This window comes from Mucilaginibacter sp. OK283 (assembly GCF_900110415.1).
GTDB lineage: Bacteria > Bacteroidota > Bacteroidia > Sphingobacteriales > Sphingobacteriaceae > Mucilaginibacter.
The window spans coordinates 97,079-109,618 of sequence record NZ_FODR01000002.1 but is presented as its reverse complement, the minus strand read 5'-3'; the positions used below and the strand labels follow the sequence as shown (position 1 = coordinate 109,618).

Genomic DNA, 12,540 nt, shown 5'->3' with positions numbered 1-12,540 from the left:
ACATCTTTAAAACAAAAGAAAATGTCATTTCGAACGAGGTACGAGGAGAAATCCTGTACGTCATACATTCAACCATGCAAATTTGCAAGCATGTTGCAGAAGATTTCTCCTCACGCCAACACTCAAAGCCCTCCCCGGTTCGTTCGAAATGACATTTTTTTTATTATTGGTACGTTTCCAAAAGATGTGTACATAAAGTAGCCCGGTAGGGGAGACTTTTTTTTGATGTCATTATATTTTCAAAAATATTTTATTTCGATATAAAAAATAAAGCAACGCAAGCTGCACAATCACTATGCTTATGGCTTGCCATACCGCTTGCCACAGTGGCGATACGTACTGGATCAGTCCGCCAAAAAAGTAATGGGCGGTATGCTGAAAATCGATCATGCCTTCGGATGCAAGATAAATAAGGATTGAATTTACGCCGATAAGCACAAACGGGAATGCCCATTTGCGATAGCCCGCCACATCGATAATCAGATAAAATACCGACAGGAAAACCAGGCTCCATCCACCCACAAACAAAACAAATGAGCTTGTCCAGAGGCGTTTATTGATAGGGAAGGTTAAATTCCATACGGAGCCGATGGCAATTAGTATCAGTCCGGCCACAAACAAAGCCACGCCCTTTTTCCACATGGGCCATTTTACCGACTGGTATTTTAAAAACTGACCGGCAAAGATGCCCAGCATGGCTGTGCCAATTGCCGGGATGGTTGATAACACCCCTTCGGGATCATGTACTTTATCATGTAACCGGCCGGGAAGTAGTAAACGATCGACATATGATTCCAGGCTGCCATTCATGGTTAAAACCCCTGCGCCATAACCCGACACCGGAATAAGCATCATAGCAGTCCAATAGCCTAACAGTAACACCGCAAACCAAACAAGTTGCTGCCGGGTATTAAAATTCAAATAAATGAGGCCTGCAAAAAACCAGGCCAGGCCAATGCGCCCCAACACGCTTGCAAAGCGCGTTTGCTCGTAACCGTTCCACTTGAAAAGGCCGTTAACAATCAGCCCTAAAAAAAGCAGTATCACGGTACGGCGGAGCATGGATAAATAGATGCTCCGTTTATCGGCTTTAGGCAAAAACTGCGCATCACTCACACCGGCCTTCATCATTTTATTGTGCATAGAGTACGGCATAGACACACCGGCTATAAACAAAAACAGCGGGAAGATCATATCATAAAATGTAATCCCATTCCAATCGGTATGGTGTAACTGGCCCGACATCCACAGTAAAACCGGCCAGTTGGTTGCTTTCGCCAGGGCGTGAATCACCCCTTCGCCACTCATTATCCAAAACATATCAAAGCCACGCAGCGCATCTAACGATAGTAAGCGGGGTAACTTTACAGGCGCGTTTTTACCGTTGCCGGTATTTATTAAAGGATCAGATACAATTGGTGCATTGGCCATATGCCTTAAATATTAATGTTATTTTAAGTCTGCCCCTATTTTGGTGCGGTACTTTTTATATAGTTGCTGGGACAGCAATATGCTGCTGCCCTTTGTGGTTACCGGGTAGGGCTTTTGCATATTTACCCAGTTCCATTCCCAGGCGCTTATAGTTTTATCAAATGCCGATGCATCTATTGGCTTTCCGGCTTTCAACGCAGTTTTAGCTTCCGTAAAAAACTTTTGCCATCTCACCTTATAAAAGCCATTTAACAAGCCGCTCCATTGGCGGCAGGAGTATTCATGAAGCGGGCTTTTTTCGTCGCCCCAAAGGGTAACCAGGTTGCGGGCATTCCGTTCATAAATTGCCTTTTCGGCCAGGGTAGTTCCGCACTTACGGGCATCGGCAAGCCAGGGGCCTAATAAAAAATCTTTACGTGTTGCCAAAAGCGCATCCATATCGGTTATTAACTGAAGATACTGACTGCTGTATTTATCAAAGTCGGTTATGTTTTTATCCTCGTAAGCCTTTGCCCATTTTTGCTGCAATGGCCGGGCATAGTTTGCCAACACCTGTCTCGATAAATCAACCAGGTCATATTGAAAACCATCGCTCTTCCTGTTTGCAGGTATTGCTTTCATCAATTCGTCCCAGGCGGGTAGTAAGCCTTTACGCTGATAATTTAGCTTAGTCCTCGTCCACACTGCTGCCGAATCAAACGTTGGCCTGCCTGTTATGATCGACTCCGAGGCATCGCGGATGTCTTTACCGTTATAAACGGTTTCTTTTAATACCTGCCATGCTTTGATTGTATGTTCGTTTACACTTCCGTAGCGGTTTAAAATGTATGACCGAAGCCAGTTATCCAGGTTAATGGGTTCGCTTTGCCAGGTGTTGCTGGTCATTAATTCGTACAACACGGGGTTTTGTTCAATGCCTTCCATGGTAAGGCCAATGCCTGCCAGTTTGCCCGATGCGGTATCTTTAAGTGCCAAGGCGGGACCGCTTGCCACACCTTCTATCCTGCCGAACATCCCGATATTGCCGCCAAAATTATGCAGCATGTTCCAGATCCAGGGCTTGCCGTAATAGGCTTCGGTACGCTTCCAAACGGGTTCAATCTCGGTTGCCAAATCAAGCATAATCATATGATCGTTGGGCACGGCTTGAAGCAAAGCTTTTATCTGCGGCGTTTTCCAGAATTTGCGGTCGCTGTAAAAAAGCCAGCCCTGCATTACCCATACGGCTTTCGGGTCGGCGCTGCTCATGGCCTGGTAAACCCTTGAACTTAGAGCCGATAAATAAGCAGGATCGTCCGTTGGCGGCTCATTTTCATTAAAGGTATCGGCCGAGTATAGATGATCGGTGCCGTATAAGCGGGTTTGGGTTTCTAAAAACTTACGGCCAATTAAGTCAAACATTGGGTCGTGGGTGTCCAATATATAGGTATCGCCAAAACCATTGTTCCAGTTAGTCTTTTTCAGTTTTGATTTGGGGAAGCGTGTCATAAACGCGGCGGGTACATGGCCGGTAAATGATTGTAAAACGGGCTTCATGCCAAGCGCTCTTTCGCGCTTTAATATTTTTTGCTGCAAATCGCGGTGGTTTGTCATCCAGCTTACCGGCAGCGGGCCGCCCCAGCCATCCAGGTTGCCCATCCAAAACCATGAAAAATAAGCCGGGCCGCAGAAAAATGACTTCAAATCATTATCTGTAAACCCCATATCCTTATAAACCTGGTACCAGGTATACTCCTGCCCGGTTAGTGCTAGCGGCATATCAATGCCATGCAAAGCCATCCAGTCAATTTCTTTCTCCCATCGTTTCCAATCCCACCAGCTCATACTATAGTTGTACGTGCAATAGTTTAAGTAGTACCGGTATTGGTAGGGTGTGTTTTTACGAATTTTAGTGGTTACCGCGGGTAATTTTGCGGGCAGGTTTAAATTGGTGCCATTCCAGGTTACCTGGCAGTGGCAGTATTCGGTTAAATAATAATATAATGCCGATGCTATCGCGACACCGTTATTACCCCTTAATACAATTTTGTTGTTAATGCTTTCTATTTCAAACGCATCTTTGCCATTTATCGCCGGGATTTCTTCTACTTTAAAATGTGCTGCTGCTTTGGGTATAACGCGGCCAATTAACGCATATGATGCATTCTTGTTAACCTGGGCATTTGCAACACTTCCGGTATAGGTTAAAATAACAAGCAGGGCAAAAAAACGTACTGAAAAAAATTTGCTTAACAACATATAGAGCCTGTTTAAATTTGATAAGATAGAAATGTTAAAGAGGGCTTTAACTTTTAATTTACGTTATTACTTTTTTACCTACTTACGAGTTATTTGAAATTTATGTCATAAACATTTGCTCGAACGCCGGCTACGACTCACCCGGTCGAGGCTACGCCCGACCACCCTCTCTCCGGCTGCGCCGCATAGAGGGGCGAAAAGATTGTTTTTTCTTTCCTCAACCCTCTTTGCGCGAAGCGGAGAGAGGGTCGGCCAGCGCAGCGTAGCCGGGGTGAGTCGTCACCGCCACGCGATATACGACATTCCGCCTCAGCCAATCGCCAGGCTTTAACATGCAATCATGTTCTTTTTCTTTTATTGTTAAACAGTCTCAGAGAACAATTATATTAAAAATAAAAGACGGTAAAAAACAAATACAGGCCGGTGTACGGCCTGTATTTATTACCAAACATACTGCTCAATAACCTGGGTTTTGAACCAGTTTTGGATTTAACTGCATTTCGGGTCTTGGTATCGGGAAAATGCGTTTTGCGGGATTTGCATCGGTTTTGATACCCCATGATTTCTCGAACTGTCCAAAACGGATCATATCGTTCCGGCGCCACATTTCCATCGCCAGCTCACGGCCGCGCTCATCTAAAATATCCTGCAAGGTAACAGCCGCCATTGGCGAAGCCTTTGCACGTGCCCTAACCTGGTTAACCAATGATAAAGGCGAATCGCCGTTGGTTGCAGTTGCCCCTCTTAAAATGGCTTCGGCTTTCTCCAGCAACACGTCGGCATACCTAAACATAGGCACATCGTTACCTTGGTTACGATCTGTATTTAAGCTGTCCGGATAAAATTTGTTGTTCCTGTAGCCTTCTTCGTTAGCAAGTTCGTCGTTACCGATATCAAAAGTGGCAGGGTTTTTCCAAACAATATCGGGCGTAAACTCCAGTTGGTGTACAACCGTAGCGTTGGGGTTAGGACCGCTATAACTGGCGTCAAGCCCAATGTTGGTTGTCGTAATATTTATAGGCGTGCCATCATTGTTGTACTGCTTGCCAACCAGGTATTGTTTTTTACGGATGTCATTATCATCGTTAAACAAAGCATAGTACTCTTTGTATGTATATACCGGCCCATCGGGCGTGTACGGCATTTTATATTTATTTTTCAAATTAGGGTTAATTGTCCAGCGGGCATAATATTGGCCTTGCGCCTGCACGCCATCATAAGGCACTGCAAAAATAAAATCTTTGATTTGCGGACCGTTATTTGGTTTAAACATGCCCAAATAATCGGCATCTAAAGAATACTGGCCTAGTTTTATGACGTTATCGCACATGGTAACCGCATCCTGGTACCTTGCTGTGCCAATGTAATATTGGGCATTAAGGTACATTTTTGCAAGTATGGCATAAGCTAAACCTTTGGTTGGTCTGCCGTAGGTTGTTACGCCGGATGTAGCGCTCAGATCCGGAATCTGCGCGAGTAATTCGCTTTCGATAAATGCAAACACCGCGGCTCTTGGCTGAGTGCCCAGGTTGGTGGTATCCCCAAACTTTTTGCTGATAGGCACATTTCCAAAAAGATCCATCAGGTAAAAATATGACAATGCCCGCATGGTTTTAATTTCGGCAACAGTTTGCTTTTTAGCATCGCTTGCCGGTGTTGCGTCAAATAACGACAATACCTGGTTACATAAACTTATGGTTCCGTACCCCCACTGCCAGCAGGTTTCTGTCATACCGTTATCAGGTGTTACCGTATGCAGGTTCACGGTTGAATAGGTACCTCCGTCAAGCCAGTTGCCTCCACGTGCTACCAGCACATTTTCATCGGTACTTAAATTTTGTAATAACCAGTACTGCCTGCCCGGCGCCCCGCGGAACGAGGTATAAATAGGCCCGGTGGCTGCTACATACTGCGCCGGGGTAGTTGGGAAAATAGATGGGGTAAGTGCTGATTTAGGCGTAATATCTAATTTTGTACAACCCGAAAGGTAAATAGCGCCCACAACCATGGCAATAAGGCCAGGTTTTATATATCTTTTTAAATTATTCATGTCAGTTAGGTTAATGGTTATTATAAATCAACTTGTATACCTGCAAGGAAGCTCCTTGTTTTTGGATAGAAATTATTACTATCAACGCCGATAAACTGGCCGCTTGCCTGGTTATCGATGTTCAAATTCAACTCGGGATCAACCCCTTTGTATTTGGTGATAATAAATAAGTTGGTACCAGTAACATACAAACGGATGCCATGTACATAATTACCTGCAACATTAAATTTGTAAGCAAGTGTTGCATTACTTAACCTGATAAACGCGCCACTTTCAAGATAACGTGTTGAATACAAGTTGGCGTTAACATCGGTACCTGGCTCACTCAATGTTAAAGTAGGCACGCCATGTGCCGAAGCCTGGGTTGGCTGGTTAAAGCTGGCTAAAGATGCGTTCATGATTTTGTTACCACCCTGACCTCTGAAAAAGAAATTAAGGCTGAAGTTTTTATATGTAAAATCGTTACCCAAACCAAATGTATAGGTTGGCTGCGCATTACCTGCATAGGTTTGATCGGCACTTGTAGGTGTTGTGGTTGACTGACCGTTGGCACCTAAAAATGTGGATACGCCGTTTGTACGGCCAAGGTATTTCAGCGTATAAAACTCGCCAAGCGGATAGCCGGCTTCAATAATAGATACTTTTATACCGCTTTGTCCGGGTCCTTCAGGATCGCCCACATATATTTTAGAAAGATTTGGGGCCAGCGATGTGATCTTGTTTTTATTGAATGAAATGTTGCCGTAGCTGCTCCAGGTAAAATCTTTTGATTTGATAGGTGTACCGTTAAGGGCAATTTCAACACCTTTGTTAGACATGCTACCTACGTTTTCTACTTTGGTAGATACGAAGTTATTGATCAGTGATACCGGAACGGTAGTGATCATATCGGTTGTTTTTTTATTGTAGATATCAACCGAACCGCCCAGCCTTCCTTTTAATATAGAGAAATCGATACCGCCGTTAAGCGTGGCTGTACTTTCCCACTTCAAATCGGGATTGGGGTTTTGTATAACACCTATAGCACCTATGTATGCACCGTTGTAATAAAAACTACCTGTAGTACCGTAAAGCGTTATTGGTGTATAAGGCGAGAAACCTAATGAATTACCTGTTTTACCATATCCAACCCTCAGTTTTAGATCATCAAACAGCGATTGCGATTTCATGAAACCCTCGTCGATCACGCGCCATGCAGCCGATGCAGCCGGGAAATATCCCCAGCGGTTGTTGGTACCAAAAGCGTTTGATCCGTCACGGCGTAATGATGCCTGCAAAAGGTATTTACCCAGGTAACTGTAATTTAGGCGGGAGTAAAATGATATCAGGCGTAAAGTTTCCTGGTTAACACTACCGTAATCAACCCGGTAACCGGCGGCAGGCGTACCTAAGGCCAGGTTACTGTAGCCGGTTGCATCAGAAATGAAGTTTTGATTAGTTGACTGGAAACCGTCACCCTTTGTGGTTTGATCTATTGAATAACCAAACAACGCTTTGAAGGTGTGCTTTTCATTCCAGTTATGTGAGTAAGTTAAATAGTTTTCAAACAGCTTTTTGGTGTCTGTATAAGTCGACCGGATAGCTTTACCGTTAAGGCCGGGAGCAAGCTCCGATGCCGAATTGTAATAGGTATTGTTATCGGTATTTGTTTCCTGGTAAGCTAAGTTAAAATTGTAAAGCAAACCGGCAGGTAATATCAACTCACCGCGCACATTACCCAACAACAAGCTCACTTTTTGTTTGTAGGTATCATTGGTGATAAGCCCAACCGGGTTGTAACCCAGTTTTAAAGTAGGGTCGTTATAAAATGTACCATCGGCATTATAAATGGTACGGGTAGGCAAATACTGAACTATTGACTTAAACAATCCGGGGCTTTGACCATTTGCACTTGACAACGGAATATCATTAACCAACAGGTTTGAATTGGTAACCGCATTGCTCAATGAAAAATCCAGTTTCAATTTATCGTTCAGCGCTTTTTGGGTAATATTAAGCCTGCCCGTAATACGTTTTAAACCGCTGCTTTTTACAATACCCTGGTTGTCAAGATAATTTAAGCTTCCGTTGTAAGTAGTTTTATCGGTACCGCCACCAAAAGACAGGTTATGGTTTTGCGAAAAACCAGTGTTGCGTTCAACCGCTTTTTGCCAGTCGGTATTTCCGCCATTATCATTTGCGGGGGTAAAACTTTGCCCGTTAGCTTTTACGTAGGCCCTCAGCTGGTCGGCGCTGGCTACATCAAACTGGTTAGATACTTTTTCAAATGCGCCATAACCATTGTAAGTCATCCTCATCTGCCCGGCTTTGGCTTTTTTGGTAGTTACTATAATTACACCATTGGTAGCCCTGGTTCCGTAAATTGCAGCAGCAGAGGCATCTTTTAGCACATCAATCGAAGCAATATCCGATGGAGCAAGCAAGTTAAAATCGGCTCCGGGTACACCGTCTATCACATAAAATGGTACCGAAGCGTCGCCTGTTCTTATTGATGATGGCCCACGGAGGGTAACAGAAGCTTTTCCATTGGGGTTACCATCATTGGTAATATTTAAACCGGCTACTTTACCTTCCAGCAAGTCGGCAGGACTTGATACCACACCGGCGTTAAATTGCTCGGCCTTAACCGTAGCAATGGCGCTGGTTAGCTCCTTTTTGGTTGTGGTACCGTAACCTACAACTACTACGGTTGATAATGAATTGGCCGAAGGCACCAAAGTAACCTTTAAAACGGTTTGCGACCCCACGGTTATTCTTTGCGTATCAAAACCGATGTAGGAGAATACCAACACCGCATTTTCGTTGGCAACCTGTACCTTAAACTTACCGTCTACATCTGTAACAGCTCCTGTTGAAAGGCCTGCAATTTTTACCGAAACACCTATAAGCGGCAGTCCTTTATCATCAACAACGGTACCTGTAATAATGGTAGGCGGTGGCAATTCCTCTTTTTTCTCCACCGGTGGCTTTGGTGCAGGCTTAACCAATAAGCTGCCTTCAACTTCAGTGTAGGTAAACTGGTTGTCCAGCAAAACCTTCTTTAAAACGGCTTCCAGCTTCTCATTTCGCGCTGTCAGCGTTACTTTAACATCACTTTCTATATTTTTACCGGTGTACATAATCCGTACACCCGTATTTGCCGAAATGCGTTCAAGCGCATCAGAAAGCGGCATTTTTTTCAACTTAAGGGTAACTGGCTTTTCCAGTACGCTTTGTCCGTATGAGTTATCGGCCATAGCAATGGACGATAGCGAGCAGACAACTAATAAAATAATCGCATTAATTTTCATAACGAGTGTTATGGCTCGAAAGAATCTTTCGGGTATGGTTTTTTTCATATTTTTGCTATATTAAAGTGTTATAGGTCAAGCTGGAACGTGCTATGGTTCTTGAGGCCTCCTGCATGCTCCATTAATAAATCTTTGGCATTTTATTCCTCCAAAACTGGCCCGGCCATTTTGGAGGATCATTTTCTCTTTCCCTGGGTTTTAACTCATAGCTTTTATTTAGGTGTCAAACATTATTTGTTTTATACAATTGGTGTTTTAGTTACATCCCTTACCTTTTAAGGTATAGATGCTGCCTTCCTTTTTAAAGCGGGCATTTATAAGTGCTTCTATCAGCTTTAATACTTTTTGCAATGGCATATTGTTAAAATCGGCATACAAAGTGCAGTTGAGCAGATTTTTATCGGCCTTGATCGTTACGTTATATTTGCGCTGAACATCGGCCAGAACATCAGACAATGGTGTATTATGATATTGTAGTTTACCCTCCTGCCAGCTAATTACCGATAAGGCATCGTCAATTTTTTTTGCAACCAGTGTTTCGTCAGTTTTGGAATATACCAGCTGCATATTGGGTGTAAGCAAAACGGCAGGCTGTTTTGCTTTTGTGTTTAATATCCCCACCTTACCACTTACCACGGTTACTTTAATTGCTTTATCTTCTTTATAAGCTTTAACATTAAAGCTGGTACCTAAAACTGTGGTTGTAATTTTGCCCGAATGGATGATAAATGGCTTAGCGCTATTATGCGCTACTTTAAAAAAAGCTTCGCCTGTAAGGGTCACTTCCCTTGTATTTTGTTTGAACTTATCTGGATAGCTTAACCGGCTGCCCGCATTAAGGCATATGGTAGTGCCATCAGATAAACTAATCAGTTTTATTTCGCCGTTTAGGGCTACCGTCTCCTGGTACTTAACCGGGTCTATCCAATTATCCAATTGTTTTCTGAATAAGTAGCCGGTACAAAAAACAGTGGCAACAGATGCCGCAATGGCCATTTTTACTAATAAACGCCTTATGGGAAACGCCTGTTCAGGCGGTTTAGTTATACGTTGGTGGATGTTTTTTAATATTTGGCTGGATGCCTGATCGCTAAGAGTGAGTTTTTGTTCCAGCACGTCTTTACTGAAACCATCAAGGGCTATAAGATATAACTCCGAGATATCTCCCTTCAGGTATTCGGCAAGCCAGCGCTTGTCGTCCTGGGTCAGGATATCAGTTTTATAAAGCCTTTCTAAACGTTGAACAATGGTTTCCACGAGCAATTTTTATATAAATACGCCGGGAGGTTTAAAACGGGGGGATGGTTTTGTAAATAATTTTAAAAAAAAACAAAAATTACAAACAGGGTACTTGTATTGGTCAATAACTGGCACAAATATTTGGATGCGCTTAAATTGTGCCATCGGTTTAGTGTTAACCATGATAAAATACAAAATACTGATTATTAAATACTTATAAATATTTTATCTGAAATGTGTTAAGTTATGTTAACCCAATTAGATGCGTTTGCCCGGGGAAAGCAATTGAAGATAATTTATTGCTTTGGACTAATAAACCGAAACTACTCCTGTTGATTTTACAAAGGCACGGAACTATTGGTCGATACCAATCCAATAACACGCCAGCAATACGCCGGCGGTTTTCCACTCGGCCTGGTGTTCATGGATATGGTTTTTAACGGCAGCGACCGCATGCCCGAGATATTCTTTAACGGTATGTTTAGATATGTTCAGTTTTTCGGCAGCCTCCTCGTAAGTTTTCCCTTCTAACTTGCAAAGTGTAAAAACTTTTTTACGCTGGGGCGATAACTGGTTAATGGCCTGGTGCAATAAATAATACTGATCGTCAATTAGGTGAAGGTTGCTATCTTCCTGCTCAATTTCGGCAAAAGGCATCGTATTAACAACCGTAGCTTCCCGCAGCTTTTTACGTAAATATGATATCGATTTGTTAAAACTCAGCACAAAAAGCCAGCCACTTACAGATTGATCGGCATTAATTTCGGCGCGTTTTTCCCATAGTGCAATGAAAATATCCTGTAAAATATCGCAGGAGATATCATCATCCTTAGTGAGTTTGTAAATATTACGATAAATGGCCTGGTGATACTTTTGATAAAGCAGATCAAATGCGCCGATGTCATCATCGTGTAGGCGAAGCACTAAATCTTTATCTGCATCCATATTCATAACAAACGGGTAACTATTTAATCATTAATCAACAAGCAAAAATTATTGTGAAAAGTACAAATATTTATTTACCAACAAATGTGCCCTGCACCGGCTTTTTTGATAATCTATTTAATTTTTCAGCAATAACTTCAAAAGCACGATTGCTGCTTTTTTTAAGATGGCCTGTTTTAAGCTTAACCTGTAAAAAGGCATTGCTTTTTACAGGTTAAGCAAACAGGCTAAAATCAAATAAATCAAAAAAACTCGTTGTTATAGGGGTACATTAATTACAATTTAACTGTAGCCGGCAAATATTTGGCAATCAAATCCTCGTAATAAGGCTTTAACTCCGATACTACCGGTGGTTTTGGGCTTTTTGAGTACAGGTCATACGGGTTAAATTTATCAACCCATTTAAACATCTCCTGGTCATGCGCGTTCAGCAAATGATCGTAAGCCTTTTCGCGGTGTTGCGAGTAAAAGGAATGATAACGGATCATATACAACGCTTCTTCGGGCAAATAATCTTTGGTAATATGGTACAGATATTCATCGTGCCCCCATGACATGTGCACATTATCTAATCCGCATTGGTGGGTATAAACACCATATTTGGTATTATAGCGCTCATCAGTGCTATCAGGGTTGGCCGCAAAAAATTCAGGGTAAACTATCTTATCCGAAAACTTGCACCCCACGGGGAACGAGTCGCCTACTACGTTCCATTGCGGTTCGCCAAAAAGGCAAAGCACCTTGCCCAAATCGTGAATAAAGCCGGTTAGTACAAACCAATCGGGATGACCATCGGCACGAATAGCCTCAGATGTTTGCAGTAAGTGTTGTAACTGATCGAGCGAAATATCCGGGTCGGATTCATCAACCAGCGTATTCAAATATTCCATTGCCGACCACCATGGCATTTCCATTTTATCAAACTGTAAAAAATTAGCCTTTTTTGCTAAAACGTTACCATAGGTTTGGTAGGTATGGTTAAGCCTGTAAAACTCCCTTACCGGGTTGTCTTCGGCATCGTTATAAACCCTAAACTCCTCTTTGGCTTTAGCGGTACCAGGCTCAGGGTATCTGCTTAATACATCATCTTCCCAAACATCCAAACTTGGCAGCGGCGAAATTTCTTTTTCAGTTAACTTTTCCATATCGTAAACCATTCAAACAATTAATTATTAAACATTGGTAAAGCCTTCTTCTGTTAAACTCTAAAATATACTTATTGCTACACCCAGAAACCTTGAAGTAAAAACTACGGCAGGCTATTCATAAACTGGCTATCCGATAAATAAATTTTAAAATGAGCTGCGCTTAAAGGCACAGTTTAGCTTTATAATGTTTTAAAATTCA

7 protein-coding genes are annotated in these 12,540 nt (G+C 42.6%); all 7 read right to left on the bottom strand.

The features are described 5' to 3' along the window. Nucleotides 1-231: 231 nt before the first annotated feature. Entirely contained in the window at nt 232-1,431 is a 1,200-nt protein-coding gene (locus tag BMX56_RS05275; protein ID WP_090641977.1) for an acyltransferase family protein, read from the bottom strand. A gap of 18 nt (nt 1,432-1,449) precedes the next feature. Next, nucleotides 1,450-3,669, bottom strand: coding sequence for an alpha-N-acetylglucosaminidase (locus BMX56_RS05270; protein WP_090641974.1), 2,220 nt, complete (start codon nt 3,667-3,669; stop codon nt 1,450-1,452). Nucleotides 3,670-4,126: 457 nt separating this feature from the next. Further along, entirely contained in the window at nt 4,127-5,719 is a 1,593-nt protein-coding gene (locus BMX56_RS05265) for a RagB/SusD family nutrient uptake outer membrane protein (protein WP_090641971.1), read from the bottom strand. A gap of 20 nt (nt 5,720-5,739) precedes the next feature. Beyond that, nucleotides 5,740-9,009, bottom strand: coding sequence for a SusC/RagA family TonB-linked outer membrane protein (locus BMX56_RS05260; protein ID WP_177183723.1), 3,270 nt, complete (start codon nt 9,007-9,009; stop codon nt 5,740-5,742). Between the two features lie 255 nt (nt 9,010-9,264). Next, nucleotides 9,265-10,266 (bottom strand): FecR family protein, encoded by a 1,002-nt coding sequence (locus tag BMX56_RS05255; RefSeq protein ID WP_090641964.1) that lies wholly within the window; start codon nt 10,264-10,266, stop codon nt 9,265-9,267. A gap of 336 nt (nt 10,267-10,602) precedes the next feature. Next, a complete protein-coding gene (locus tag BMX56_RS05245; RefSeq protein WP_090641959.1) occupies nt 10,603-11,199 on the bottom strand; it encodes an RNA polymerase sigma factor in 597 nt (198 codons plus the stop codon). Nucleotides 11,200-11,468: 269 nt separating this feature from the next. Further along, complete coding sequence (locus BMX56_RS05240) at nt 11,469-12,338, bottom strand: inositol oxygenase family protein (RefSeq protein ID WP_090643896.1); 870 nt, start codon at nt 12,336-12,338, stop codon at nt 11,469-11,471. Nucleotides 12,339-12,540: the final 202 nt, after the last annotated feature.

What these genes read in the sequence shown, in the direction of transcription:
- BMX56_RS05275 (WP_090641977.1), bottom strand. Translation starts at nt 1,431, where the DNA reads ATGGCCAATGCACCAATTGTATCTGATCCTTTAATAAATACCGGCAAC.
- BMX56_RS05270 (WP_090641974.1), bottom strand. Translation starts at nt 3,669, where the DNA reads ATGTTGTTAAGCAAATTTTTTTCAGTACGTTTTTTTGCCCTGCTTGTT.
- BMX56_RS05265 (WP_090641971.1), bottom strand. Translation starts at nt 5,719, where the DNA reads ATGAATAATTTAAAAAGATATATAAAACCTGGCCTTATTGCCATGGTT.
- BMX56_RS05260 (WP_177183723.1), bottom strand. Translation starts at nt 9,009, where the DNA reads ATGAAAATTAATGCGATTATTTTATTAGTTGTCTGCTCGCTATCGTCC.
- BMX56_RS05245 (WP_090641959.1), bottom strand. Translation starts at nt 11,199, where the DNA reads ATGAATATGGATGCAGATAAAGATTTAGTGCTTCGCCTACACGATGAT.
- BMX56_RS05240 (WP_090643896.1), bottom strand. Translation starts at nt 12,338, where the DNA reads ATGGAAAAGTTAACTGAAAAAGAAATTTCGCCGCTGCCAAGTTTGGAT.